This window comes from Bacteroides sp., from assembly GCF_052357945.1.
Classification (GTDB): domain Bacteria; phylum Bacteroidota; class Bacteroidia; order Bacteroidales; family Bacteroidaceae; genus Bacteroides.
Map to the genome: position 1 here is coordinate 71,095 of NZ_DAWCXD010000006.1, position 26,137 is coordinate 97,231.

Below are 26,137 nucleotides of genomic sequence, written 5' to 3' on the forward strand. Positions count from 1 at the left end.
GCTTCACATTTTATGGGTTAATACTCTTGTTTATTATTTCTTTACTGAAATTGTAAATGTCTTAGCCGGTTTGAAAGCCGGAATGTTGTGCTCCGGAATAATGATCGTAGTATTTTTAGAAATGTTACGAGCAGTCTTTTGCGCTCTTTTCTTTACTACGAAACTACCAAACCCACGCAAGTATACGTTCTCATCGTTAGACAATGAATCCTTTACTGCATCCATAAATGCCTCAACTGTTGTAAGAACTGTCTGCTTATCAATCCCAGTTTTCTTTGTAATCTCGTTTACAATATCTGCTTTAGTCATTTTTCCTTAAAAAAAATATTATTACTATGTTATTGCTAATTTTTTGGACTGCAAATATATAGCTTTTTAAGCTCCTAAAAAAATATATTCTGCACATTTTTCTAAAAAAATAGTGGCATAGGGTTTTCTTAGAGCTAAAAGAGTTACTTTTGTGTGCCTTTTGAGTAGGATATACAAGATAAATGTTAGATAATACATTAGGAATGAGGATATGAACGAGTTTACGAAAACGATTGTAGAGTGGTATGAAGAGAATAAACGTGAACTGCCCTGGAGGGAGTCTGCCGATCCGTATCTGATCTGGATTTCGGAGATTATTCTTCAACAGACGCGGGTGGCGCAGGGGTATGATTATTTTCTTCGCTTTATCAAGCGTTTTCCCGATGTGCAGACTTTGGCCGCTGCGGATGAGGACGAGGTGATGAAGTATTGGCAGGGGTTGGGGTATTATTCGCGTGCCCGCAATCTTCATGCTGCCGCCAAAAGCATGAATGGTGTTTTCCCGAAAACATATCCGGAAGTGCTGGCTCTGAAAGGAGTGGGAGAGTACACGGCGGCAGCTATCTGTTCGTTTGCTTACGGCATGCCTTATGCGGTGGTGGATGGCAATGTGTATCGGGTACTTTCACGTTATTTCGGTATAGATACTCCGATTGATTCGACGGAAGGAAAGAAACTTTTTGCAGCATTGGCGGATGAGATGTTGGATAAGAAGCATCCGGCTGTTTACAATCAGGGGATAATGGATTTTGGGGCGATTCAGTGTACTCCGCAGTCGCCCAACTGTTTGTTCTGTCCGTTGGCAGGGGGGTGCTCGGCACTTTCGAAGGGGGTGGTGACAAAGCTTCCGGTGAAACAGCATAAAACAAAGACTACCAACCGTTACTTCAATTATATTTATGTACGTGCGGGCGCGTATACCTTTATAAATAAACGAACAGGAAATGATATTTGGAAGAATCTGTTCGAATTGCCATTGATAGAGACTCCGACGGCTCTTTCGGAGGAAGAGTTTCTTGCTTTGCCGGAATTCCGTACATTCTTTGCATCGGGGGAAGTGCCGGTGGTGCGTTCTGTTTGCAGGGAAGTGAAGCATGTGTTGTCTCACCGGGTGATTTATGCTAATCTGTATGAAGTAACATTATCTGAAAATTTGACTTCTTTCGGTGATTTCCAGAAAATAAAAGTGGAGGAACTGGAGCAGTACGCTATTTCAAGGCTGGTGCAAACTCTGCTGCAAGCACTAAATGGCAAGTATTAAGTTTTAATACTTAAAATTCTTGCATCCTATTGTTATTCTGTTTAATTTTGGCAGCAGATTTAATTTTAAGAATCATAAACTTGATACAGATATGTCAGTAAATAGAGTGATATTGGTAGGAAATGTAGGACAAGATCCTCGGGTGAAATACTTCGATACAGGTTCGGCAGTAGCAACTTTCCCATTGGCTACGACGGATCGTGGATATACGTTGGCTAATGGAACCCAGATTCCCGAAAGAACAGAGTGGCATAATATCGTTGCATCTAACCGTTTGGCGGAGATTGTAGATAAATATGTGCACAAAGGTGACAAGCTGTATCTGGAAGGGAAGATAAGAACGCGTTCTTACAGCGACCAGTCGGGTGCTATGCGCTATATCACCGAAATTTATGTGGATAATATGGAAATGTTGTCTCCGAAAGGAGCCAACCCGGGTGCGGGAGCTTCTGCTTCCGGACAGCCTGCTATGGGACAGCAGCAACAACCGGTTGCCGGCCAGCCGCAACAAACGCAGCAGTCGCAGGCGCAACCTGTACAAGATAATCCGGCAGATGATTTGCCGTTCTAAATAATGTGATAGTGTGCCAATCGATTTTTTCTAACTCATTGGCACATTATCTTTTGTTTAACTAAAATATAAACTCTTTGGACTCAGATGGTTATTTAAGCCAATTGGCTGACATTTTCAACGGTATTACCGTAAACACTCCTTCTATCTCTGCTATTATTGCCATAGCGTTGGCAGGTGTGCTCCTGCTTGCTTCCGGCTTTGCTTCGGCTTCCGAAATAGCTTTTTTCTCACTTACTCCTTCCGACCGGAATGATATTGATGAACATAATCATCCTTCCGATGAAAAAATAAGTGCCCTGTTGGGTGATTCAGAACGCCTCTTGGCAACGATATTGATTACGAACAATTTTGTGAATGTGACCATTATCATGCTTTGCAATTTCTTCTTTATGAATGTGTTTGTTTTCCATTCTCCGTTGGCAGAGTTCCTGATACTGACCGTCATCCTGACTTTCCTCCTGTTGTTGTTCGGTGAAATTATGCCTAAGATCTATTCGGCACAGAAAACATTGGCCTTTTGCCGTTTTTCGGCACCGGGAATTTACTTTCTGGGAAAGGTATTCCGTCCGATAGCTACTGTGCTTGTGCGTTCGACAACTTTTCTGAATAAGCATTTTGTGAAGAAGAGTCACAATATTTCTGTGGATGAACTGTCGCACGCGTTGGAACTGACGGATAAAGCGGAGCTTTCTGAAGAGAATAATATTCTGGAGGGAATTATCCGTTTCGGTGGGGAAACCGTGAAGGAGGTGATGACATCACGTCTGGATATGGTCGATCTGGATATCCGTACGTCTTTCAAGGAGGTGATGCAATGTATCATTGAAAATGCTTATTCACGTATTCCTATCTATTCCGGTTCACGGGACAATATCAAAGGGGTGCTGTATATTAAAGACCTTCTGCCTCATGTCAATAAGGGGGATAATTTCCGTTGGCAGTCATTGATTCGTCCGGCTTATTTTGTGCCGGAGACGAAGATGATTGATGATTTGCTGCGTGACTTCCAGGCGAATAAGATTCATATTGCTATTGTTGTGGATGAGTTTGGAGGAACTTCCGGACTGGTAACGATGGAGGATATTATCGAAGAGATTGTAGGTGAGATTCACGACGAATACGATGATGAAGAGCGTACATACGTTGTCTTGAATGACCATACCTGGATATTTGAAGCGAAAACGCAATTGACGGATTTCTATAAGATTGCAAAAGTAGACGAAGACGAATTTGAAAAGGTGGTGGGAGATGCAGATACATTGGCAGGTATGTTGCTCGAAATTAAAGGTGAATTCCCGGCGCTGCATGAGAAAGTGACGTATCACAATTATGAGTTTGAAGTGCTCGAGATGGATAGTCGCCGTATATTGAAAGTTAAGTTTACAATTCTGCCGAAGGAAGTGGAAGATGGCGTTGTTTCTGCAGTATAAGACAAATGGTATACAGTGGGCTGTCTGGAAGATGGAAGAGTCTTTGGATGCTTTATTGCTTCTTTTGCCCGGTTCGCGAAGAGCTTTCTGTGAGCAGGATTTGAATCGCTTTGTCTCCGAACGTCGTAAGATGGAATGGTTGTCGGTTCGTGTTCTGTTGTATTCCATGTTGCAGGAAGACAAGGAAATTGGTTATTCTCCCGAGGGGAAACCTTATCTCACAGATCATTCTTCTTTTATCAGTATTTCTCATACGAAAGGTTATGTGGCAGTGATGCTTGCTTCTTCGGTTCCGGTAGGCATTGACATTGAGCAATATGCCCAACGGGTTCACAAGGTATCCGACCGCTATGTCCGTCCTGACGAGCAAGTAGAATCTTATCAGGGAGATATAACCTGGGGGCTGCTATTGCATTGGTCGGCAAAGGAAGCTGTTTTCAAGCGGATGGAAAATGCGGATGCTGATCTTCGTAAACTCCGGCTGACGCATTTTATTCCTCAAGGGGAGGGGATGTTTCAGGTTCAGGAGTTGGCTACGGAGCAGCAAGAACTTTATTCTGTCGGTTATCGTATTTGTCCGGACTTTGTATTGACGTGGACATTGAATTGAACGGACGAAGAAGTATGTGAAGCTCTTTTCTCGGTGTATTATCATGGTCCGAATGTCGTGTCTTTCTAAAATGAAAAATGAGACTGCCTCATTTTTTTATTTTGAAGCAATCTCATTTTTATGAATTCAAAGCCTTTCGGGCGAAGTCTTTCACTATTGGGTTATTTCTCTTTTTTATTAAGTCGATAGCTCAATGCTCCTGACGGACATTTGCTGATTTGTGCAATTAATTCTTCTGTTGTCGCATTTTCGATTTGTACCCAGGGTCTTTCTTTGGGATGATAAACATTAGGTAGCATCTTTACACATATTCCGGCATGCTGACATAATTCAGGCTGCCATACAATGGTCAGTTCACCATTGGTATATTCAATTTTTTTTCCCATATATGTATTTATTTAATATGAATACCACGCATTACAATTCGCTTCCATTCCGGATGTTTGTGAATATATCCGGCTACAAACGGGCAAAGCGGTACCAGGCGTAGACCTTGTCGCTCGATGTCTGTCAATGCTTTTTCTGCAAGTTGTGAGCCTACTCCCTTGCCGCCTAATGAAGCGGGTACTTCGGTGTGTACAAGGTATATTTCTCCATTGTTTGATTTGATATAGTCTATTTCAGCTATTTTGCCATCGATCTGAAACTCATACCGATGTTTTTCTTCGTTGTCTATTAATTTATAATCTTCTGCCATAATTTTTACGTATTAAGTTCGATTATAATATAAACACTTGGGGAACACTTTTGTTTTACGCGAACAAATATTCTCCAAGTTTATAATCTTTCCAATTGAACTGTGAAGTGTCTCATTAAGGGAGCTTCCCAGGCGATACGTACTCCATGAGTGATGCTTTCTTTGCGTTCATATACATTTTTGAGGGCGGCAGCTATTACATTCATGTGATTGTCGGTATATACTCTGCGGGGGATTGCGAGGCGAAGTAGGTCAAGGCCGTTAAAGCGATTTTCATGGGTCACCGGATCACGGTCAGCAAGGATATAACCGATTTCACATCCACGGATACCGGCTTCCAGGTAGAGCTCTATGGTTAGCGTCTGTGCCGGGAATTCTTCTCGAGGAACATGTGTCAGCACTTTAGGCGCATCAATGAAGATGGCGTGTCCTCCGGCTGGGCGTTGGTAAGGGATTCCGTATTCATCCAGTTTCTTTGCCAGGTATTCCACTTGTTTGATACGTGTTTCGAGGTTGCCGAATTCGGTGTTTTCGTCCAGTCCGATGGCGAGGGCGTTCATATCTCGTCCGTTCATGCCTCCGTAGGTGAGATAGCCTTCGTATTGTACACAGAAGCCTTTTGCGCCTTCATACCAGTCTGCACGTCGCGTGGCGATAAATCCGCCCATATTGACGATTCCGTCTTTCTTGGCGCTCATTGTCATGCCATCGGCAAGAGAGAACATTTCCCGTGTGATTTCTTTGATCGTTTTGTCTCGGTAACCTTCTTCGCGCATTTTGATGAAGTAGGCATTCTCGGCAAAACGTGCAGAGTCGAAAAGTACGGGTTTGCCATATTTGTCGGCGATGGCACGTACTTCGTACAGGTTTTGCATGGAGACGGGTTGTCCTCCGGCTGTATTGTTGGTGATGGTGACGATGATAAAAGGAATCCGTTCAGCGTATTCTGTGAGGGCTTTCTGTAATTTATCAGGGTCTACATTTCCTTTAAACGGTATTTCTAGTTGGGTTTGTTTGGCTGCATCGATGGTGCAGTCTAATGCGATGGCATGACGTCCCTCGATGTGGCCTTTGGTGGTGTCAAAATGTGAGTTGCCGGGCACAATGTCTCCTTCATGTACCAAATAAGAGAAAAGAACATTTTCAGCGGCACGTCCCTGATGGGTTGGTATGATGTATTCAAATCCTGTTAGTTTCGTAATCATCTCTTTCAACTTGAAGAATGAGGTCGCTCCGGCATAGCTTTCATCACCTAGCATCATTCCCGCCCATTGGCGGTCGCTCATCGCTCCGGTGCCGGAGTCGGTGATGAGATCGATATAAACTTGTTCTGATTTGAGTTGAAAGACATTATAATGTGCTTCTTTAATCCATTGCTCACGCTCTTCACGTGTGCTTTTCCGGATGGGTTCTACCATCTTGATTTTCCATGATTCAGCAAAAGGTAATTCCATTGTTGTAGATTTATAGTTTAGATCGACGAATGTAGCTAAAATCTGCGTGATTAACAAATATATGATGACTTTTTGTAAGTTGTGGCTGATGCGGATGCCTCTTTGTGAAATAGTAGGAAATCAAAATATAGTGGATGGAGAAATGAAAAGAGTCAGACTTCCATTGGGAATATCTGACTCTTTAAAATTATAGGATAATTTCTAATGTAGTACTATGTTTATTGAAAGGCTATAGTCGATGGGAACCAATAAGTTCCAGTATAATCAATTACTTCTTTCTGAGTACCAGTGACTCCATTTGCTATGTAAATATTAGTATTTAAATAATGTGTCGACCATCCGTCTTCTGTATAGATAATGTATACATCTCCATTTCTGGGATCGACTTGAACACCTGCTCCATATACCGATTTATCAGCAGCAGGAGCAGAGAAGAATAGGGTAGCATTTTTTGTTTCTACATTATATTTATAAATGTTCTTACCATATACACTGTAACCTTCTTCAACCATTTGTACTAAATATAATGCATTCTCTGTTATAGATGCACATAATCCTGTAGGAGTATAGGCCCACTGGTTATAAAAAACACTTAGTCCGTTAGGTAATTCAACTTCTTCATGATCTAATGTCTCTACATTGATTTTAATTAATTTGTTACCATTTGCGGCCCATAATGTACCATCCTTGGTTTGGGCGAATCCTGTTTTTATTTGGTAGGCTATGTCTTGTTTAAAGGAAAGATCATTGGTATTATATACTTTAATTGTGTTTTTGCTGCTAATGAATATGTATTTGTCTGTTTTATATACATCTTCGTTATCGCTACTAACTGCATCTAAACCTGATAACTTTTCACCTAATGTCAATTGCTTTAAATTAACTTTGAATGCTCCATTACTAGTTGTAAGAATACCAGTTTCATTGTTAACAATGCAAAAGTTTTGTCCTTGTGCATTTTGGTCCAACCCGGCTTCTATCTTATTTACAACTTGGTTATTTTCCAAATTCATTTTAACAAGGAAAGGACTTTTTTTACTAACGATGTACATGTAACCGTTATTGATAATACCTACAGTTGAAGTTACTCCTAGTCCTTCTACTATATTATATTGCCATTGTTCCTGTTTGTATCTATTAACAGAACCTTTGCCTTGACCTTCATTAATAACATAGAATGGTGGTTTAACGACTATTATATTAATACTTTTTTCCTGCGCTTCATTGTTGGCTGTTACAGTTAGCGTTATCGTGTGAGTTCCTGTGACATCACTTTGAAAAGTATAAGTGCTTTGGGTAGAGACTTCCTTTCCAGCTGTTGACCATGAGTAATGAACTTCTCCTTGTGGGTTACTTAATTGAGCTTCAAGTTGAATAATTTGTCCTGTTACTATAGTAGTTCCATCTTCTACACCTAAACTGGTAATTTCTATTTTTGTGCTATTGTCATCGTCATCACTACATGATGTTGAAACAAATGGCAGTGCGAATAATGCCAACAGATAAAGTTGGCTGATTAAGAATTTCATTTTCTTCATTTTTCTTAAATTAATAAATTATATATAGTTTATTGTCTTTCTATTTCTTGAAATGTAAATCTTCAACGGCCTGTAGCTCTGTGGAGATTTCTCCCATCCATCCACTACTTTGGTTGACTGCTGTATAGATTCTTACAAAATCGATTCCATCTAATACGACAGGATTTCCGTTCTTATCTACTGCCCAGTCTATTTTGAATTTACATTGTTCTTCTCCATTTGGATGATTATCGGCATATCCCCAGGCATAACAATAACCCACCCAATGTTCGGGCATATTTTCACGCGGTTCATTCACTGTATTATCTTTCAGACGACTTCCATGGAATGTGATTTGATCTTCCTTTATCCATGCTGGGTAATAAGAATTTGTTGTATGGTAATCATTCCGATATACATATCCTTCATTACCTTTATTGTCAGTCCACTTAACATCTTCTTTCGGAGAGGATGGGCGATAATATGTGATTGTATAATTTTTGGTCGTAGCAGGAGAGTTATATTCACTTCCTGCCAGTTCATACCATTCATCATCTGCTAATCCATTTCCATTAGTGTCTTTGGACACTAATACAATACCTGGTTCAGAGCTTCCCCCGAGAGCACCGGTCAATGTTCCGAACATATCATAGTATGCGTTACCATATATCTTAAGATCGTATTCACCCGGGACATTAGGAACGGTATGATCGAATCCTACTGTGATATAGCCACCATATGCTCCAAGACTAATCAAGCATAGATCGGTATCTTTCAATTGTTCTTCTGCATATTTTCTAACCTCTTCAGCGGTATAATTCTCTTTATAAGCTGTGGTAACAGTATTCATATATTGACTGGGAGCCGGATTGTAGTCCAATACTTTATTGGCAAAAGCAGAGGGGGCATTCGGGTCGGATTCTTCTCCGTCACTATCACCAGTCGATGCTTTTTGGCTAAATATGACATTGTTGGGATTGAGACCGATACGGTTTAATCTGAATAATAATTGACCGTTTGTATTGAAACATAATACATCTCCGGTTATCGTATAGCTATATGCTTCTGTGATATACACATTACCACTATAAGGGTTGACATTAATGCTATATGGAGTACTAATCTTAGTTCCATCTGTGATGAAATTCTCCCGTATCGTCTCTCCGGTTCTTAAGTTTAGTACTTTGATAGACGATGCTTCGGTATTGTAATTATAATTATATAGATAAGCTATGTTGTTATTATCGATGGCAAAGTTCATCACTTTTTCGTTATAAATGCGTTCTACTTCGTCCGTCTGGCTATTAATCTTCACAAAGTTAAAATCTCCGTCTGCAATATTGCTTCCATAAGTTGCCACATAGACCGCTTCGTCTGGTCCTGGTAAAATACAGCCGGGGTTAGGACCAACTTCTATCTTTTTTATTTCGGTGAAAGATGCGATGTCGATAACGGAGACTGTATTATCTACCCCTAATCCTTCCGAATAGTCTAATCCTCCAGAGTTGGAGACATACAATTTCTTATTCTTCACACAAATGTTTTCCGGATTTCTTCCGGCTTTTGTGAAACTTTCTATTTGCAGCGAAGTCGTATCAATACGTGCTACTGTTCCATCAAACGAACATACATATGCTTTGTTTTCATAGAAAGCGATATGGCGTGGTTGTCTGGAACTTCCATTATCTGTAAACATAGGGATTTGTTTGATCGATATACCTGTTTGGAAGTCAATCACTTCAATGGTACTCGATACATTCACTACAATATACAATTTACTTCCGTAGAGTGCAATGTCGTTGGCTGTATCACCTAACCCACGCTTATTCAAGTCTTTAAAATAGTTTTTGACTAGTTTGTTGCTTTTGAATGAATATTTAGCTAATGAACTATTGTTCAAGTTGAACAAACCTTCACTTAATATGTATATTTCGGCTGTTCCGGTTTCTGTAATATTACCATCTATGGTTGTTGAAGTCGGCTTGTCTTCTAAGTCATCGCAGGCTACGAAGAGTGGCAGGAATGCGCAAAATAGTGTCTGACATATATATAATATTTTTGTTCTTATATTCATAATTTACCTGCTTTTATTCTTAATATTTAATATTTAAAGTTGCTCTGACGGAGCGCCCTGGCATGGGGAAGTTTTTCACAATCTCATAGTTTTTGTTGGCTATGTTTAGTACTTCTACGCTGACTGAAGTATGAGTTTTTAGAATGTGAAAACTGCGACTTATTGAAATACTATGATCGCTATAACCCTCCATACTATTCTCGGCTATATTTTCATTCTGCACATACCGTTTCCCGGAGAAGAGGAATGAATACGAAAAATTGATCCACGGTGTTTCGATACCGGCTTGTCCTGAACCGGATACACGGGGAGTATAAGCTATCTGATGTTTGTAAGTCCTCCCTGCTTCGGTAGTGGGGTCAGAATTAGTTATATCCAAAGCTTGTTGGTAGGTATAATTACCGGAGAGATTAATACGGATTCTTTCCCAGGGCTGAAGAGATAAACTACCTGTGGCGTCAATTCCTTTGATTTCAACCTCACCCAAATTTCTCATACTCCATACGGCAAGATTCTTAGTTGGGTAGGCGATGATTTTATCTGTCACCTTGTTGTAATATGCATCGATTGTAGCAGATAAATAAGGTAAGAACGGACATACGTTTTTGCTATATGTCAGACCTACGTTATATTGTCGTGCGTTTTCCGGTCTTAATTTAGTGTTTCCCACTTCCTGATAATATAAATCATTGAAACTAGGTAAACGGAAAATGTCTTTATAAAAGAAGCGAATACGGAATTCTTCGTGATAAAATGGTTTGAATGAAGCACTTATATACGGTGTTAATTTACGATGGTTGCCGGCACTACCCCCTTCTTTTACATCCTCGTTTATAATTGTTGCTAAAGCTGATGCAGAGATTGTTAGCCAATCATTCATGTACTTCCCCGCAAAAGCTGTCAACCATGAATAACGTGTAGGTTGTGCAAACTCATTAAGATTAGCATTCATTGTATTGATGCTTCCATCTGTAGAAAGAGAGAATGAAAGATTGTCCAACATCCGGTAGAGGACAGAAGCAGAGAGGTAATACTCTTGTTGATAATAACTGTTTTCTGTCTTACCTTTAGAATTTGGAGTGTCTGGGTCCAAATAACGCTGATAACTCCAGTTCCATTTGGCAGAAGATTGGAATACCCATTGGCGGCTGAATTCTTTTTTGTATTGGCTTTGCACAAATGTATTTTTATCCCACAATTGTTGTAGAGAATGGTCATTGTAAAGAGTGGTGGCTTTGGGTAATCCTCTGGACGACTGAAAATAGTATGCTTTAAGTCGGTATTGCTCTTTATCTGAAAAAATGCCATAAAGTCCCGCTTCAGCACGAAAAGTCTGCACATCTGTATTCTTTCGCTTTTCACGAGAGGTCAGATCTTCTTTTGCATCTCCATAGTGTAGAGTATATGGATAATGTCCATCGGAAGACATCCATTCACCATTGGCTGATACCGTCCATTTGGAGTTTAATTGTTGTTCTAATAGTATGGAGGGATTGACCAGCCCCCATGAACCGGTTTTGAAAGATGCACTTATATTGGTTGTTTTTTCTTTCTCAAAGCGGGGAGTGAGGGTTTGTATATTCAGTATACCTGCTGCTGCAAAGAAGCGGGCGGGCTGGAAAATGTTGTCGCTTTGACCATTGCTTAAAGAGAGTTGGTCTACGTTATCGAGTGAGAAACGCCCGATATCGATTTGTCCCGTTTGGCAATCGGTTAGGGTGATCCCGTCATAGCCAACAGCGGTATGTTGTGCTCCCAAGCTTCGTATGGATACAGTTTTTAGTCCGCCAATACCTCCGTAGTCTTTTACGGTTACTCCGGCAAAGTGTTTCACTGCGTCGGATACTTGCAGGGCGTGCAGGTTTTTCAGAGCGTCTTTGGAGAATACTTGCAGGGGAGCGGTAGAACGTATTTCGCGAGTCTGATAGATATCTGATACAGTTACTTCAGGAATAGAATATGTATGTGTCGTATCTACCTTTTGCCGTTGTGCAAAAAGTGGTATGGATAAGAATTGGCAGTAAAATACTGCAAAGATCATTTTCTTAAATGTTCTCTCTTTCATTTAGTTCTTTTTCTGTCTGTTGCTATTTAAAAGTGTCCGGGCGAAATCCCTTCGACCGGACACGCATAAATAAACTTGGCAGAGTTTATTCGTTTTAACACACTTTCTCTGAATTAGAGTGATGAATGAAATGATAGACGACTTGTCCGGTTCATTAGACTCAACGCTTTTTCCTCGAAAGCAGTGAAACATAATTGCATGGTAGGTCTTCTGACTTATTCCTGTTACAAACGCCTTCCCAGATTAGTCTCCAGTGGCAATGAGTGAATTGCTTGTAACATGCATGGAACTTACAGCAGCGGGACTGTTCAGGATTTACACCTGATTCCCTTTTAATTGCTTCCCCCGCATGGGAGTCGCAAACCAATGCGCGACAAAGATAGGGAGTTTATTTGTTTTTTCCAAGTTGGGGGATGTTCTTTTTCTTTCGTCTTGATACGAAAGAGAAAGAACCAACTTGTTTTCTTCGATATTTTCTGTATTTTTGTAAATGAGACTGTCACTTATTACAAAATTTACCAAATTAGCGGATTTTAGAGGCGGGTATTGAGTTGCCCGCCTTTTTTTATTTGTTTGACATAAGATTAGCTTTTAAAAAGTATCTTTGTCTATGTCCAACGTTGGACGTATGAAACAGATTTATTGAAACATAATTGGTCGTTTTTTATAGGTGGATGCAGCGGTATCCACCTATTTTGTTCCTTACTATACGGTTTTGAACTAAAGCCCGTGAAATAATATAGAATTTACCTAACGTACAAACGTACGTTATCTACCGTGTGAATGTCCGTTACCCACCGGGCGAGCATCAACAACCTACCAGACAAAAGTCGGTCATCTGCCGGACGAACAGTTCATGAGGGACACGGGAACAGAAATGGCACCGACGAAGTGATCCGAACCGACAACGGCAGCAACCAAAGCCATCTTCTCTGCCCTGTATTATTGCTGTTGTTTATAACAGAAATAATACTTTTACTTACTCTTCTTTACTTTACTCTTCTCTACTCTACTGGTTTTCATTGGGTTTTTCCCCTTTACTGGTGGGCGTTTCAGCGCTTTGTACACCCCTCTCCGAACACCCTCATTTTTGTATCGTTTTACTCTAATTCAACATTAGTTAAGTATTCTTCGATAGCTTGTGTGGTGGCGTCTTTTAGGAGCACGATTTTTTCCTTGTTTAAAAGGTAGAGGGTAGGAATAGCCTTCAAATCATATAGTTGTTGTTCTTTGATGGCAAATTTCTTGTCGTATCCGTTGATCCATTCTTTGGGGAATTCATTCAGGTGTTTTCTCCATTCGTCCAACTCTTCGTCAGGGTAGATGGAGAGGACTGTTAGTTTCTTTTGTTCCAAAAGTCGGTTGATGATAGGTGCGTTTTTCAGGGCATCTATTGTTTCTGTGCAGGCATGACAGCCGGGGTTGTTGATGAATAGGAGGATATAGTCGGCTTGCTGTTGATAGAGGGAGCCTTGTGCGCCGGAAGCTAATGTGTAGCTGAAGTTCAGGGCTTTGGTTCCGATACGGTTTTTCTGTGCTAATTCCCGGCGGGCTTTAGGACGTACTTTCTCAATTTCCTCTAACAAGGGAGAAGCTAACATGGCGTCTAATACGGGAATATAGAATTCTTCGTTACGCATGGGGGAGTTGGGGTCGTATAAATATTTATCCGCCAGGTCGGTGATGTAGGTGAATACTTTTTTGTCTACATTCGTTTGTTCGATTGTTTTCCGCATGGCTTCTTGTGCGGTTTCCAACGGAACGTGATTCAGTATGTCACAATAATCCGCCCAAGCTTGTTCGGTCACTTCGGGGTGGTGGATGTAATTAGTGTCGGCGAAGTTGACGTTATCCCAATAGTGTTTTACCAGAAAGTCTGCCCGTTGTTCCGGGGCTGTCATCATTGGGGGGATGGCAGGCAATGTAAAGGTTTTAATGGTGTCTTGTATTACATCATTTTTGTTCAGACTGGAAGCGTTGCCGCTTTTGCAGGCACAAAGGCAAAGGATGCATATAGCTGGAAGAATATAGATGTTTGTTTTCATAACTAACAATTATTACATTGAACTTATGTAGATTACATTGGTGGCAAAGATAATGCCCTTTCTACTTTATTCAAAGAATTTTTCTTCCTTTTATTTTGCTGCGTTCTTTTCTGTTCGTTTTTTGATTAGACAAGTTTTGCAGGATAACTCCTGATTTTACTTCTCCTTTGCCAATGTAAATACAAATTCCAGCCCGCCTCCCTGATTGTTCTTGGCGGAGATGCTGCCACCGTGGATGATGACGGCGTTCTTCACAATAGCTAGTCCCAGTCCTGTTCCACCTACTTTCCGTGAACGACCTTTGTCTACCCGGTAGAAACGTTCGAAGAGACGATTCAGATGTTCGGGAGATACTCCAATACCTGTGTCGGCAAAGCTGAAATAGTAGAAATTCTCATCTTCACGGAAACAGTTGATATTGATCTGGATATTACTTCCGGCGTATGCGATGGCATTGTCCATTAGATTACGGAAGATGGAATAAAGTAGTGAGTAATTTCCTTTGATTTGTATACTCTTCTTTAAGGAGTTGACGACTGTAATATGTTTTTCGTCAAGCTCCAACGATACTTCGTTGATGATGTTACCTACCAACACACTGATGTCTACCCGTTCCATGTCGATCATGCTGGCGGCTTCATCCATGCGGGTGAGTACGGAGATGTCGCGTAATAGCCGACTTAAACGGTTACTTTGTGCATAACAACGTTCGAGGAATACGTTGATCTTCTCGCGTGGAATATTTTCATTGCTGACAATGGTTTCCAAATACCCTTGGATACTGCTGACGGGAGTTTTCAACTCATGGGCGATATTCTGGGTCAGTTGGCGTTTAAGTCTTACTTGCTCTTCTTCCTGGGTAACGTCGTTGATGGAAATCTCGAAGCTGGCATCCTGGAAGATGATACATTCTACGATAAATGTCCGTCCGTTCTTATTGATGGTGACAGACATTCGTTTTTCACCTTTTCCTCTCGAACGTTCTTGCTGGTTCTTATTGATAAAATGAATGATCTCTTGCAGTTCGCTGATGGCAAAGACTTCTTCTGTTGTTTCCAGGTTGGAGTCTGAAATCAGGTTGCTGTATTGGGTGAAAAGATTGTTGACAAGAATCTCTTTTTTGTCTTTAGTAAATATACCTAATCCTTCGTGTGAGATTTGAAGGTGGGTAATTAGCTTTTCACGCTCAATGTAGAGAGCTTCTTTGGTTTCGTGCAGTCGTTTGTAGATTTGAATGATGTGTTGTGATATTTCTCCCAGTTCGTTGTGCGGGAAGGCGGATTGCATAGCCATTTCGATAGGCTCGTTCCGGTCGGCGCGCATCGCAAATTCACGGAGCTGGCTGATGGAAGTCCCCAGTTTGTTGGTGAATTTGTAGAAGATAATCATTAATAATAAGGTCACGATTACGGTAAACCATAAATAGTGCGGGTCTGCTTGCAGGTTGTTGATGAGGCTCACATTGTAAGGTAAAGCCGAACGGACAATATAATCTTTATAATGAGTGGCCGAATAGAAATAGGGAACTCCGGTTGTCTCTGAAGTTCGGCGTACATCATATCCGTTGCCATGCTTTATGGCTTTCTGTACTTCCGGACGGTTCAAGTGATTCTCCATCTGGTTATTATGACTTGGATAGCTGTCGTAAACAACATTTCCTTGAGCATCAATAAGGGTTACACGCAAGTCTTCCAGGATATGGTTATTGATATAACCGTCGATGATCTCACTGTTAAGAGGTTGATTCTTCGATTGTTCGTAGAGCCTGCTGTTGTAATCTTGCAGTTTGGTGTTTAGCAGTTCTATTTTATATTCCCGTTCACGTTGATACTGGTACGCAATAAAACAAATGGCAAATACCAGGAATAGTGAAATAACCGAGAGGAAAAGCTTTCGGCTAAAAGAAAGAAAATGCTTTTGAGTTACAGGCAGGTTCATAATAACTATTTAATTCGGCATAATTATTTATTCAGCTTCAAAACAGTATCCATATCCGAGACGGGTGACAATGCATTTGCCGTATACCCCAATCTTTTTACGCAGACGGGTGATGTTTACGTCGATGGTACGGTCGAGCACGTACACTTCGTCACTCCAGATGCGGGCCAGGATGTCTTCACGGGAAAATACACGTCCTTTATTCTGTACCAGCAGAAGCAAGATCTCAAATTCTTTTTTGGTCAATGGCACTTCTTCATCGTCGATACTTACTTTTTTCTTTGTGATGTCAATAACGAGCGACTGATAAGTAAGACGTTCGGGGACTCTTTCCGTTTCCGTTGTTGCTGTGCGTCTTAATACGGCCTTCACACGGGCGATGACTTCACGCAGCGAGAAAGGTTTTGAAATATAATCGTCTGCTCCCAGGTTGAATCCGGTCACAGTATCGTTTTCGGTATCTTTTGCTGTGATAAAGATAATAGGCACTTTCGCTGTTTTCTTGTCTTTTTTCAGGATGTTCGCCATTTTGAATCCGGAGATTTCTCCCATCATCACATCGAGGAGAATCAAGTGATAGCTGCTGATGTCCATCTTCATTGCTTCTTCAGCAGAGTTTGCAGTATCAACTTCATAACCTTCGTTTTCAAGATTGAATTTCAGAATCTCACAGAGGTCTTCTTCATCGTCGACAACTAGAATACGGTAATCGTTCATAAGATATATGTATTAATGTGATATGACAAAGTTACGTTTTTATTTTATCCTTTGCAAAGATGAGGAGACTTTGTTACGGGCAGATGAAACAGACGTTACAATCGTGTTACATTTCGGGAATTCCGAGAATTGATGAGGAATATGGAAGTTTTTGTTGATTGTAAGAGGAAAAACCGCTCACTATTTGTTATCTTTGTTAGCGAGATACAATAGAAACGTTTGATTATAGAAACTACAAATAATGATAAAAATTGACTTAAAACGGCATCGGAAGGAAATAATAGGATCGGTGGTGGTACTGTTAATTCTCCTTGGCGGTATGTCTGTGTTTAAATATACTTCATTCAATTCCGGTTTTGAAATTGTGGATGATCTGGGCGGAAATATATTTCCTTCAGCGATTTTGTCTGTTGCCACTACTGATGCGCAGGTGATTGTTCCGTCGGATTCTAATTATTTGGGGAATCCGAAATCGTGTATTGCTGTTCGGGTGAAGTCGAAGACAGCCTATAGCCGGGTACGGATTGAAGTGGCTGAAACGCCTTTTTTCTCCCGTTCGGTGTCGGAATTTGTACTAAACAAGCCTCGAACGGAATATACGATTTATCCTGATATCATCTGGAACTATGAAGCTCTGAAAAATGAGGTGCAGGCAGAACCGGTAAGTGTGGCTATTACTGTCGAGATGAATGGAAAAGATCTGGGGCAACGGGTGCGTACATTCTCTGTGCGCAGTATCAATGAATGTCTGTTGGGGTATGTATCGAATGGAACCAAATTCCATGATACAAGTATTTTCTTTGCTGCCTATGTCAATGAAGAGAATCCGATGATTGACCAGTTGCTTCGCGAAGCACTGAATACTCGTATTGTCAATCGCTTCTTAGGCTATCAGAGTAAGGCTAAAGGGGCGGTAGACAAGCAGGTGTATGCTCTCTGGAATATATTGCAGAAACGCAAATTCCGTTACAGTTCTGTTTCCAACACCAGCCTTTCGAGCAATGTTGTTTTCTCGCAACGGGTTCGTACGTTTGATGATGCACTGGAATCTTCGCAGATTAATTGTGTGGACGGTAGCGTACTGTTTGCATCACTGCTTCGGGCTATAAATATCGATCCTATTCTGGTACGTACGCCGGGACACATGTTTGTGGGGTATTATACCGATAATTCACATACTGATAAGAACTTCCTGGAAACAACAATGATTGGTGATGTCGATCTGGATGACTTTTTCCCGGATGAACAGCTGGACTCCACAATGGTAGGCAAGTCGCAGAATGAAATGTCGCTATTGACTTTCGAGAAATCGAAGCAATATGCTAATAAGAAGTATAAGGAGAACGAAGAAGGTATTCATTCCGGGAAATTGAATTATATGTTTCTGGAGATTTCTAAAGATGTGCGGAGGAAAATACAGCCAATAGGGAAATGATGTTTTGTAATTCGTATTTAATTCGTACTTTTGCCAAGTAATCATTTTAAAGTAAAAGGATGCAAGGCAAGAAATTTATCTCTCCCGGAGCATGGTTTTCTATGAACTATCCATCAGACTGGAATGAGTTTGAAGATGGCGAAGGCTCTTTTCTTTTCTATAATCCCGATGTATGGACGGGGAATTTTCGTATATCCGCATTTAAAGGAAAAGCCGGTTATGGCAAAGATGCCATCCGGCAGGAACTGAAAGAGAACGATTCGGCTTCATTGGTGAAAGTCGGAACGTGGGAATGTGCGTATAGCAAAGAAATGTTTCAGGAGGAGGGAACTTATTATACTTCCCATTTGTGGATTACAGGCGTTGACGATATTGCTTTTGAATGTTCTTTCACCGTGCCTAAAGGTGGAGTTGTGAAGGAGGCGGAAGATGTAATCGCTACTTTGGAGGTACGTAAAGAAGGGCAGAAGTATCCTGCTGAATTGATTCCTGTACGTCTTTCTGAAATTTATTTGATTAATGAGGGATATGAATGGGTGGTATCTACTGTGAAGCAGGAACTGAAAAAGGATTTTCAAGGAATAGAAGAGGACTTGGAGAAACTTCAACAAGTGATTGACAGCGGTAAGATTGGTTCGAAAAAGAAAGAGGAATGGTTGGCTATTGGTATCACTGTTTGTGCAATTCTGGCAAATGAAGTGGATGGCATGGAATGGAAAACGTTGATTGACGGCAACCGGGAAGCTCCTGTTCTCCAATATAAAGATCGGACCATCGACCCGATGAAGCTCGTTTGGAGTAAAGTAAAGGCGGGAGAGCCTTGCAATGTAATAGAAGAATATAAGAAGTGTTTGGATTAAAATGGCAGTACCTTATTTACAGATAGATAACCTGACCAAGTCTTTCGGTGACTTGGTTCTTTTTGAAAATGTATCTTTGGGCATTGCCGAAGGTCAGCGGGTAGGATTAATAGCAAAGAACGGTAGTGGAAAGACTACCTTACTGAATATCATTGCCGGAAAGGAAGGTTATGATAGCGGTAATATTGTTTTTCGTCGTGATCTTCGCGTGGATTACCTGGAGCAGGATCCGCAATATCCCGAAGAACTGACAGTGCTCGAAGCCTGTTTCCATCATGGTAACAGCACGGTAGAATTGATAAAGGAGTACGAACGCTGCATGGAAACCGAAGGTCATCCGGGATTGGAAAACCTCTTGGCACGTATGGATCAGGAGAAAGCTTGGGAGTATGAACAGAAAGCCAAGCAAATCCTTTCACAACTTAAAATCCGTAATTTCGATCAGAAAGTGAAGCAACTGTCCGGCGGACAGCTGAAGCGTGTTGCTTTGGCAAATGCTTTGATTACCGAACCGGATCTGTTAATCCTTGATGAGCCGACCAACCATCTGGACTTGGATATGACCGAATGGTTGGAAGATTACCTGCGTCGTACCAACCTTAGCCTGCTGATGGTGACTCACGACCGTTACTTCCTTGATCGTGTTTGCTCCGAGATTATCGAAATAGACAATCAACAAATCTACCAATATAAAGGTAACTACAGCTATTATCTCGAAAAGCGTCAGGAACGTATTGAATCTAAGAGCGTGGAAATAGAGCGTGCCAATAATCTGTATCGTACAGAACTCGACTGGATGCGCCGGATGCCGCAGGCACGCGGACATAAGGCTCGTTACCGGGAAGATGCTTTCTACGAATTGGAAAAGGTTGCGAAGCAGCGTTTTAATACTGATAATGTAAAGCTGGAAGTGAAAGCATCGTATATCGGAAGCAAGATATTTGAAGCTGACCATCTTTTCAAGAGTTTCGGAGATCTAAAGATTCTGGATGATTTCTCTTATATCTTCTCTCGTTATGAGAAGATGGGAATTGTAGGAAATAACGGAACCGGAAAATCTACTTTTATCAAGATATTGATGGGACAAGTCAAGCCTGATAGCGGAACAGTGGATATTGGCGAAACAGTTCGTTTCGGTTATTATTCGCAGGACGGACTTCAGTTTGACGAACAGATGAAAGTGATTGATGTGATACAGGATATTGCCGAAGTCATCGAATTGGGCAATGGAAAGAAGCTGACTGCTTCTCAATTTCTGCAGCATTTCCTGTTTACTCCTGAAACCCAGCATAGCTATGTCTATAAATTGAGTGGGGGAGAGCGTCGCCGTCTTTACCTTTGTACCATCCTGATGCGTAATCCTAACTTCCTGGTATTGGACGAGCCTACCAATGACCTCGATATTATCACGCTGAATGTGCTCGAAGAATATCTCCAAAACTTCAAAGGCTGTGTGATTGTCGTTTCCCATGACCGTTACTTTATGGATAAAGTAGTAGATCACCTGATGGTATTCAACGGACAGGGAGATATTCGTGACTTCCCCGGAAATTATAGTGATTATCGTAACTGGAAAGAAGCAAAGGAACAAAAAGAGAAAGAAGCAGAGAAGCCGCAGGAAGAAAAGACCGCCCGTGTCCGTCTGAACGACAAGCGTAAGATGAGCTTTAAAGAAAAGCGTGAATTCGAGCAACTGGAAAAAGAAATCGCCGAACTGGAAGCTGAAAAAACACAAATTGAGGAACTTCTTTGTAGCGGCACACTTTCCGTTGACGAATTGACTGAAAAGTCAAAACGTTTGCCCGAAGTCAATGATATGATTGACGAAAAGACAATGCGTTGGTTGGAACTTAGCGAAATAGAAGGCTGATTCGTGCCAACATGCTGGCACAGTTGTGCCACTTCGATGGCACAAGTATAGTTTATTATATTCCCGGATAACCAAATAATGATAATATACCCCCAGACAATATAACCTAGTATGACAAACCTAACCAATTATCATAGCCACTGCCTGTATTGCGACGGACGAGCCAATATGGACGATTTTATTCGTTTTGCTATCAGCGAAGGGTTTACTTCTTATGGCATTTCTTCTCATGCTCCACTACCATTTTCTACCGCATGGACGATGGAGTGGGATAGAATGGAAGATTACCTTTCCGAATTCTCTCGTCTGAAAAAGAAATATGCAGGTAAGATAGAGCTTGCCATCGGTCTCGAAATTGACTACCTGAATGAAGAAAACAATCCCTCTTTGCCTTGTTTTCAAAAACTACCACTTGACTACCGGATAGGTTCTGTGCATATGTTGTATTCTCCGGAAGGGAAAATCGTAGATATTGATACCTCGGCAGATCTTTTCCGTCAATTGGTAGACAGGCACTTCGATGGTGACTTGGATTCTGTTGTCCACCTGTATTATAAGAACCTGCTCCGTATGGTAGAGCTGGGAGGACTGGATATTGTCGGCCATGCTGACAAGATGCATTATAACGCTTCCTGTTATCGTCCGGGTTTGCTTGATGAAGCATGGTATGACACGTTGGTCCGCGATTACTTCGCGGTGATTGCCGCACGTGGTTATATGGTGGAAATCAATACCAAGTCTTATAATGAGCTGGGTACATTCTATCCGAATGAACGTTATTTCCCTTTCCTGAAAGAATTGGGTATTCGGGTACAGGTGAATAGTGATGCGCACTACCCTGAAAGAATAAACAATGCCCGCTTCGAAGGATTAGCCGCTTTGAAGAAAGCAGGTTTTACTTCGGTGGTAGAATGGCATGGGGGGAAATGGGAAGATATTCCCATAGGATAAGTTATTCCATATCCAGGATCTCTTGTTTCTCTTCATTCAACGAAACCAATGTCTTTTTTAGCTCGTCTATTCGTGAATCAATTTCAGTCAACTTCTTCAGATACATAGTTCTAGGTAGCACATCTTCATTGGCCATGATAAACTCCTCTTTCTCGTCAAAGAGCTGCTCTATTTGCTCTTCAACTCTATTTATAGCACATGAAATTTCTCCTATCATAAATCTTTCTTTTTTTATAGATGCCTTTATTCCGTCCTCTTGCAAGCATTTGCCTGGAAAAACTCGTTCAACGTATCTTCATAGTTACCATGAAGCATAATATGATGATTTCCCAGTGGATTCTTTAAGAAGTATTCGGCCGGAGTATTCATGCGGATGCGCACTTGTGTACGGCACATATTAATATAATTAGTGTTTTCAGTCAATGTTCCTGTAGACAAGTAATATTCATCCAGACATTCACCGCCACATTTTATGATCGTTACATCCCCCGTCGGAAGTAGCCCTTGTATGGCAATTCCTTTTTCTGTTTCAAAGTGATTGCGGATAATATATCTCTCCGTTTGTTTGAGACCTACGGTGCAATGTGCCAATATCAGTTCATTCGTACGGGAATTAATCATGGAAGGATTTGCCATAAATCCGTCTTTACCCGTAAGTGCTTTAACTGCTAATAGCGTAAATACAGATTGAAGATCTCCTTCACAACCTGCTATTATCCCGTCATCATTCAATAAAGATAATGCCACGCATCCGGTAGTGTCGATTTGTTCAATCAGTTTAAAACAGCTTAATGTCAGCGCTTCCAGATTTTCTTCCTGACAGACCTTTTTGATTGCCCGGTATAATCGCATCGCTTTGATTAAATCTTCGGGAGTTCCTTCGCGGCAGGCAAGAGCTTGTGATGCTACAGCTGCGCATGATGCTCCGACTTGGTCATCCGTAATGTGTTTAAATTGTTCATAAATCCGTTCCAATGGAATATCTACATATTCGATTCCCCAACGACGTTTTGCCAACAAGTAGTCTACGTTACTGGCAACTAACCAGGAAGAAGGACTTCCAATGACTCCGATACGTTTGCCGAACAAGGAACGTTGTGCCTGGAAATTATTATAAAGTGTATGGATACGTAAGATGATAGCCGGTAATTCACCGTGCAGAATTTCACTTTTCATTCCGCGTCCCCGTAACCAGGTGGAAATTTCCAGTGCGGCAGCAAGAGAATTCTGCATGCCGTCTGCCAGTAAAATGGCGGGGCGAGGGAGGTTTTCGAAATGCTGTATGACCAGTCTTTCCACCCCACCGGTAGCGACGAAAATGATTTTGAAATCGTCACTACTAAGTTTGTCCATATCTTGATGGTCGACGAACTTTACAGTATAATATTTTTCAATCTCGCTCAAAATAGCTTCGTGCGAGCTACGTAGCGAGACTTGTTTGTGAAGTATTGAAGCGAATGAGATAAGGTGTATGGTCATTATGATATTGTTTTAAGTTTTCCGTATGACAAATGTATAGCTTTCTTTTCAATTTACCATAGCGATTTTAACCTTGCTAAGGTTTTTAAAGTTTTTATGTCTCTGTATTCAAATTATTGCGTACATTTGCAGCTCCAAGTAGAAAAAGTAAATAGTAATTAGTAATTTGTAGTTAAAATTATGCCAACCATATCCATTCGCGGAAACGAGATGCCTGCATCTCCTATCAGAAAACTGGCTCCTTTGGCAGACGCTGCCAAGCAACGCGGAGTCCATGTGTTTCACCTGAACATCGGACAGCCTGATCTGCCCACTCCTCAGGCCGCGATTGACGCGATACGCAATATTGATCGTAAAGTGCTGGAATATAGCCCCAGTGCAGGTTATCGTAGCTATCGCGAAAAATTAGTGGGATATTATGCAAAGTTCAATATCAACCTTACAGCAGACGATATAATCATTACATCGGGAGGTTCGGAAGCCGTACTTTTTTCCTTCCTTTCCTGCCTGAATCCGGGAGATGAAATTATCGTTCCGGAACCTGCATACGCTAACTATATGGCATTTGCAATCTCTGCCGGAGCAAAGATTCGCACTATTGCTACGACCATTGAAGAAGGCTTTTCCCTTCCGAAAGTAGAGAAGTTTGAAGAACTGATTAATGAGCGTACGAAAGCGATTCTTATTTGTAACCCAAACAATCCTACCGGTTATTTGTATACACGTCGTGAAATGAATCAGATTCGTGACTTGGTAAAGAAGTACGATTTATTCCTTTTCTCTGATGAAGTATATCGTGAGTTTATATATACCGGTTCTCCATATATTTCTGCCTGCCATCTGGAAGGTATTGAAAATAATGTAGTACTGATTGATTCGGTATCAAAACGATATTCCGAATGTGGTATCCGCATTGGTGCGTTGATTACCAAAAACAAGGAGATACGCGATGCTGTCATGAAGTTCTGTCAGGCTCGTTTGAGTCCTCCGTTGATTGGACAGATTGCTGCAGAAGCTTCTTTGGATGCTCCGGAAGAATATTCACGCGAAACGTATGATGAGTATGTAGATCGTCGTAAATGTCTGATTGACGGTTTGAACCGTATTCCCGGTGTTTATTCGCCCATTCCGATGGGAGCTTTCTATACAGTGGCTAAACTTCCGGTAGATGACTCCGATAAGTTCTGCGCATGGTGTCTTTCTGATTTTGAGTATGAAGGTCAGACTGTATTCATGGCTCCGGCTTCCGGTTTCTATACCACTCCGGGTTCTGGAATCAATGAGGTTCGTATTGCTTACGTATTGAAAAAAGAAGATTTAACCCGTGCTCTTTTTGTCTTGCAGAAGGCTTTGGAAGTGTATCCGGGAAGAACGGAATAAATTCTAGTATTAAGTATTAACCGTAGTTTCTGGGGTGTTTGTTGCTGCTACACTTAATACTTAATACCTAATACTTAAACAAATGTCTTTATCACTTTTCATAGCCCGGCGTATCTATCGTGAAAGCGATGGCGGAAAGCAGGTGTCACGTCCTGCGGTCCTCATTGCCATGGCGGGTATTGCTATTGGTTTGGCTGTAATGATTATTGCAGTGGCGGTAGTCATCGGGTTTAAAAGTGAAGTGAGAAATAAAGTTATAGGATTCGGGTCGCATATCCAGATAACTAATTTGGATGCGGTCAGTTCTTACGAAACCCATCCCATTGTGGTAGGAGACAGTATGATGACTGCTCTTGCTGATTATCCGGAGATAAGCCATGTGCAGCGTTTCTCTACCAAACCGGGTATGATTAAGACCGATGACGCTTTTCAAGGAATGGTGTTGAAAGGTGTAGGTCCGGAGTTTGACCCCCATTTTATAAAAGAGTATTTGGTAGAAGGGGAGATTCCTGTTTTCAGTGATTCAGTTTCTACCAATCAAGTACTTATCTCGAAAGCGTTGGCAACTAAAATGAAGTTGAAACTGGGAGATAAGATATATACCTATTATATACAGGATGATATTCGCGCTCGTCGCCTGACGATTGCCGGAATTTATCAGACGAATTTCTCCGAATACGACAACCTCTTTTTACTGACGGATCTTAATCTGGTGAATCGTTTGAACGGTTGGCAACCGGAACAGGTGACCGGTGTGGAATTACAGGTGAAAGATTATGATAGACTGGAAGATATAACCTATGAGATCGCAACTGATATTGACAACAGGCAAGATGAGTTGGGAGGTGTGTATTATGTGCGTAACATCGAACAACTGAATCCTCAAATCTTTGCTTGGCTTGATTTATTGGATTTGAACGTATGGGTGATTCTGATTTTGATGATAGGAGTTGCTGGCTTCACCATGATTTCCGGTTTATTGATTATTATCATCGAACGTACCAATATGATTGGTATTCTAAAAGCATTGGGAGCCAACAATTTCACGATTCGTAGAACCTTTCTTTGGTTTGCAGTCTTTTTGATTGGTAAAGGAATGCTTTGGGGCAATGCCATTGGTTTGACTTTCTGTATTCTTCAGTCACAGTTCGGACTTTTTAAACTTGATCCGGAGACTTACTATGTGGATACTGTTCCGGTTTCCTTTCATGTATTACTTTTCGTTTTGATTAATCTCGGCACTTTGTTTGCATCTGTATTGATGCTGATTGGTCCTTCATTTCTTATCACTAAGATCAATCCGGCAAGCTCCATGAGATACGAATAATCCTCTTTTTTCCTATCTGATTTTTACTGCAAAAATAATTTGGTCCATTGCGTGATGTGGAGTGAATAATATGTCTATATTTGCGCCCAATTTACTTAATATCCTCTTGTAGGTTTAATTTTTAACCATTATGAATAATGTGTT

22 protein-coding genes and 1 riboswitch are annotated in these 26,137 nt (G+C 41.1%); of the genes, 10 read left to right on the top strand and 12 right to left on the bottom strand.

What is annotated here, in order from left to right; all coding sequences use genetic code 11:
- Positions 1-33: 33 nt before the first annotated feature.
- The gene (locus ACT8YW_RS03165) at positions 34-309 is read right to left on the bottom strand and encodes an HU family DNA-binding protein (protein ID WP_004300646.1); all 276 of its coding nucleotides are present in this window, start codon (positions 307-309) and stop codon (positions 34-36) included.
- Between the two features lie 211 nt (positions 310-520).
- Here ACT8YW_RS03165 and mutY point away from each other — a divergent pair, with 211 nt between their 5' ends.
- The 4 genes from mutY (at position 521) to ACT8YW_RS03185 (ending at position 4,184) form a co-directional block, all read left to right on the top strand.
- Positions 521-1,570: an A/G-specific adenine glycosylase gene (gene mutY / locus ACT8YW_RS03170; RefSeq protein ID WP_373170029.1), complete on the top strand. Its 1,050-nt coding sequence runs from the start codon at positions 521-523 to the stop codon at positions 1,568-1,570.
- Between the two features lie 91 nt (positions 1,571-1,661).
- The gene (locus ACT8YW_RS03175) at positions 1,662-2,141 is read left to right on the top strand and encodes a single-stranded DNA-binding protein (protein ID WP_004304191.1); all 480 of its coding nucleotides are present in this window, start codon (positions 1,662-1,664) and stop codon (positions 2,139-2,141) included.
- Positions 2,142-2,218: 77 nt separating this feature from the next.
- Complete coding sequence (locus ACT8YW_RS03180; RefSeq protein ID WP_444103980.1) at positions 2,219-3,574, top strand: gliding motility-associated protein GldE; 1,356 nt, start codon at positions 2,219-2,221, stop codon at positions 3,572-3,574.
- Positions 3,552-4,184, top strand: a complete 633-nt coding sequence (locus ACT8YW_RS03185; protein ID WP_444103981.1) for a 4'-phosphopantetheinyl transferase family protein — start codon at positions 3,552-3,554, stop codon at positions 4,182-4,184. Before ACT8YW_RS03180 ends, ACT8YW_RS03185 begins: the two co-directional genes overlap by 23 nt.
- A gap of 161 nt (positions 4,185-4,345) precedes the next feature.
- On the opposite strand, the gene ACT8YW_RS03190 is transcribed toward ACT8YW_RS03185, so the two are convergent.
- From ACT8YW_RS03190 to ACT8YW_RS03230, 9 genes are all read right to left on the bottom strand, one after another.
- Positions 4,346-4,570, bottom strand: a complete 225-nt coding sequence (locus tag ACT8YW_RS03190; RefSeq protein WP_122135864.1) for a (4Fe-4S)-binding protein — start codon at positions 4,568-4,570, stop codon at positions 4,346-4,348.
- An 8-nt stretch (positions 4,571-4,578) separates the two neighbouring features.
- Entirely contained in the window at positions 4,579-4,881 is a 303-nt protein-coding gene (locus ACT8YW_RS03195) for a GNAT family N-acetyltransferase (RefSeq protein WP_004316210.1), read from the bottom strand.
- A gap of 80 nt (positions 4,882-4,961) precedes the next feature.
- Complete coding sequence (locus ACT8YW_RS03200; protein ID WP_444103982.1) at positions 4,962-6,335, bottom strand: tryptophanase; 1,374 nt, start codon at positions 6,333-6,335, stop codon at positions 4,962-4,964.
- Positions 6,336-6,553: 218 nt separating this feature from the next.
- The gene (locus ACT8YW_RS03205; RefSeq protein WP_008999939.1) at positions 6,554-7,864 is read right to left on the bottom strand and encodes a DUF5074 domain-containing protein; all 1,311 of its coding nucleotides are present in this window, start codon (positions 7,862-7,864) and stop codon (positions 6,554-6,556) included.
- A 49-nt stretch (positions 7,865-7,913) separates the two neighbouring features.
- Positions 7,914-9,926: a YncE family protein gene (locus ACT8YW_RS03210; protein WP_008999940.1), complete on the bottom strand. Its 2,013-nt coding sequence runs from the start codon at positions 9,924-9,926 to the stop codon at positions 7,914-7,916.
- A 19-nt stretch (positions 9,927-9,945) separates the two neighbouring features.
- A complete protein-coding gene (locus ACT8YW_RS03215; protein WP_444103983.1) occupies positions 9,946-11,991 on the bottom strand; it encodes a TonB-dependent receptor plug domain-containing protein in 2,046 nt (681 codons plus the stop codon).
- Positions 11,992-12,174: 183 nt separating this feature from the next.
- Positions 12,175-12,374, bottom strand: a riboswitch (cobalamin riboswitch).
- 717 nt (positions 12,375-13,091) lie between these two features.
- Positions 13,092-14,036 carry a DUF5106 domain-containing protein gene (locus ACT8YW_RS03220; RefSeq protein WP_444103984.1) on the bottom strand — a complete coding sequence of 315 codons (945 nt, stop codon included), beginning with the start codon at positions 14,034-14,036 and terminating at the stop codon, positions 13,092-13,094.
- Between the two features lie 156 nt (positions 14,037-14,192).
- Entirely contained in the window at positions 14,193-15,974 is a 1,782-nt protein-coding gene (locus tag ACT8YW_RS03225; RefSeq protein WP_444103985.1) for a sensor histidine kinase, read from the bottom strand.
- 27 nt (positions 15,975-16,001) lie between these two features.
- Positions 16,002-16,691, bottom strand: a complete 690-nt coding sequence (locus ACT8YW_RS03230) for a response regulator transcription factor (protein WP_444103986.1) — start codon at positions 16,689-16,691, stop codon at positions 16,002-16,004.
- Positions 16,692-16,932: 241 nt separating this feature from the next.
- Between ACT8YW_RS03230 and ACT8YW_RS03235 the strand changes: the two genes are divergently transcribed.
- The 4 genes from ACT8YW_RS03235 to ACT8YW_RS03250 all read left to right on the top strand — a co-directional run bounded on the left by ACT8YW_RS03235 (position 16,933) and on the right by ACT8YW_RS03250 (position 21,807).
- Entirely contained in the window at positions 16,933-18,126 is a 1,194-nt protein-coding gene (locus ACT8YW_RS03235; RefSeq protein ID WP_004300629.1) for a hypothetical protein, read from the top strand.
- A 59-nt stretch (positions 18,127-18,185) separates the two neighbouring features.
- Positions 18,186-18,986, top strand: a complete 801-nt coding sequence (locus ACT8YW_RS03240) for a DUF3805 domain-containing protein (RefSeq protein WP_004300628.1) — start codon at positions 18,186-18,188, stop codon at positions 18,984-18,986.
- 1 nt (position 18,987) lies between these two features.
- Positions 18,988-20,856 (top strand): ABC-F family ATP-binding cassette domain-containing protein, encoded by a 1,869-nt coding sequence (locus ACT8YW_RS03245; protein WP_004300627.1) that lies wholly within the window; start codon positions 18,988-18,990, stop codon positions 20,854-20,856.
- Between the two features lie 111 nt (positions 20,857-20,967).
- Positions 20,968-21,807, top strand: coding sequence for a histidinol-phosphatase (locus tag ACT8YW_RS03250; RefSeq protein WP_195358486.1), 840 nt, complete (start codon positions 20,968-20,970; stop codon positions 21,805-21,807).
- 1 nt (position 21,808) lies between these two features.
- Here the strand turns inward: ACT8YW_RS03250 and ACT8YW_RS03255 are convergent, their stop codons facing one another.
- Both ACT8YW_RS03255 and ACT8YW_RS03260 read right to left on the bottom strand, forming a co-directional pair.
- Positions 21,809-22,024: a hypothetical protein gene (locus ACT8YW_RS03255; RefSeq protein ID WP_175353482.1), complete on the bottom strand. Its 216-nt coding sequence runs from the start codon at positions 22,022-22,024 to the stop codon at positions 21,809-21,811.
- A gap of 26 nt (positions 22,025-22,050) precedes the next feature.
- Complete coding sequence (locus ACT8YW_RS03260) at positions 22,051-23,286, bottom strand: fucose isomerase (RefSeq protein WP_008999943.1); 1,236 nt, start codon at positions 23,284-23,286, stop codon at positions 22,051-22,053.
- Positions 23,287-23,466: 180 nt separating this feature from the next.
- On the opposite strand from ACT8YW_RS03260, the gene ACT8YW_RS03265 reads away from it, so the two are divergent.
- Positions 23,467-24,666, top strand: a complete 1,200-nt coding sequence (locus ACT8YW_RS03265; RefSeq protein WP_444103987.1) for a pyridoxal phosphate-dependent aminotransferase — start codon at positions 23,467-23,469, stop codon at positions 24,664-24,666.
- An 82-nt stretch (positions 24,667-24,748) separates the two neighbouring features.
- Positions 24,749-25,993 (top strand): ABC transporter permease, encoded by a 1,245-nt coding sequence (locus ACT8YW_RS03270; protein WP_444103988.1) that lies wholly within the window; start codon positions 24,749-24,751, stop codon positions 25,991-25,993.
- Positions 25,994-26,137 lie beyond the last annotated feature (144 nt).

What these genes read in the sequence shown, in the direction of transcription:
- ACT8YW_RS03175 (WP_004304191.1), top strand. Translation starts at nt 1,662, where the DNA reads ATGTCAGTAAATAGAGTGATATTGGTAGGAAATGTAGGACAAGATCCT.
- ACT8YW_RS03205 (WP_008999939.1), bottom strand. Translation starts at nt 7,864, where the DNA reads ATGAAATTCTTAATCAGCCAACTTTATCTGTTGGCATTATTCGCACTG.
- ACT8YW_RS03270 (WP_444103988.1), top strand. Translation starts at nt 24,749, where the DNA reads ATGTCTTTATCACTTTTCATAGCCCGGCGTATCTATCGTGAAAGCGAT.
- ACT8YW_RS03220 (WP_444103984.1), bottom strand. Translation starts at nt 14,036, where the DNA reads ATGAAAACAAACATCTATATTCTTCCAGCTATATGCATCCTTTGCCTT.
- ACT8YW_RS03240 (WP_004300628.1), top strand. Translation starts at nt 18,186, where the DNA reads ATGCAAGGCAAGAAATTTATCTCTCCCGGAGCATGGTTTTCTATGAAC.
- ACT8YW_RS03215 (WP_444103983.1), bottom strand. Translation starts at nt 11,991, where the DNA reads ATGAAAGAGAGAACATTTAAGAAAATGATCTTTGCAGTATTTTACTGC.
- ACT8YW_RS03260 (WP_008999943.1), bottom strand. Translation starts at nt 23,286, where the DNA reads ATGACCATACACCTTATCTCATTCGCTTCAATACTTCACAAACAAGTC.
- ACT8YW_RS03200 (WP_444103982.1), bottom strand. Translation starts at nt 6,335, where the DNA reads ATGGAATTACCTTTTGCTGAATCATGGAAAATCAAGATGGTAGAACCC.
- ACT8YW_RS03165 (WP_004300646.1), bottom strand. Translation starts at nt 309, where the DNA reads ATGACTAAAGCAGATATTGTAAACGAGATTACAAAGAAAACTGGGATT.
- ACT8YW_RS03195 (WP_004316210.1), bottom strand. Translation starts at nt 4,881, where the DNA reads ATGGCAGAAGATTATAAATTAATAGACAACGAAGAAAAACATCGGTAT.
- ACT8YW_RS03190 (WP_122135864.1), bottom strand. Translation starts at nt 4,570, where the DNA reads ATGGGAAAAAAAATTGAATATACCAATGGTGAACTGACCATTGTATGG.
- mutY (WP_373170029.1), top strand. Translation starts at nt 521, where the DNA reads ATGAACGAGTTTACGAAAACGATTGTAGAGTGGTATGAAGAGAATAAA.
- ACT8YW_RS03265 (WP_444103987.1), top strand. Translation starts at nt 23,467, where the DNA reads ATGCCAACCATATCCATTCGCGGAAACGAGATGCCTGCATCTCCTATC.
- ACT8YW_RS03230 (WP_444103986.1), bottom strand. Translation starts at nt 16,691, where the DNA reads ATGAACGATTACCGTATTCTAGTTGTCGACGATGAAGAAGACCTCTGT.
- ACT8YW_RS03185 (WP_444103981.1), top strand. Translation starts at nt 3,552, where the DNA reads ATGGCGTTGTTTCTGCAGTATAAGACAAATGGTATACAGTGGGCTGTC.
- ACT8YW_RS03250 (WP_195358486.1), top strand. Translation starts at nt 20,968, where the DNA reads ATGACAAACCTAACCAATTATCATAGCCACTGCCTGTATTGCGACGGA.
- ACT8YW_RS03245 (WP_004300627.1), top strand. Translation starts at nt 18,988, where the DNA reads ATGGCAGTACCTTATTTACAGATAGATAACCTGACCAAGTCTTTCGGT.
- ACT8YW_RS03225 (WP_444103985.1), bottom strand. Translation starts at nt 15,974, where the DNA reads ATGAACCTGCCTGTAACTCAAAAGCATTTTCTTTCTTTTAGCCGAAAG.
- ACT8YW_RS03255 (WP_175353482.1), bottom strand. Translation starts at nt 22,024, where the DNA reads ATGATAGGAGAAATTTCATGTGCTATAAATAGAGTTGAAGAGCAAATA.
- ACT8YW_RS03210 (WP_008999940.1), bottom strand. Translation starts at nt 9,926, where the DNA reads ATGAATATAAGAACAAAAATATTATATATATGTCAGACACTATTTTGC.
- ACT8YW_RS03235 (WP_004300629.1), top strand. Translation starts at nt 16,933, where the DNA reads ATGATAAAAATTGACTTAAAACGGCATCGGAAGGAAATAATAGGATCG.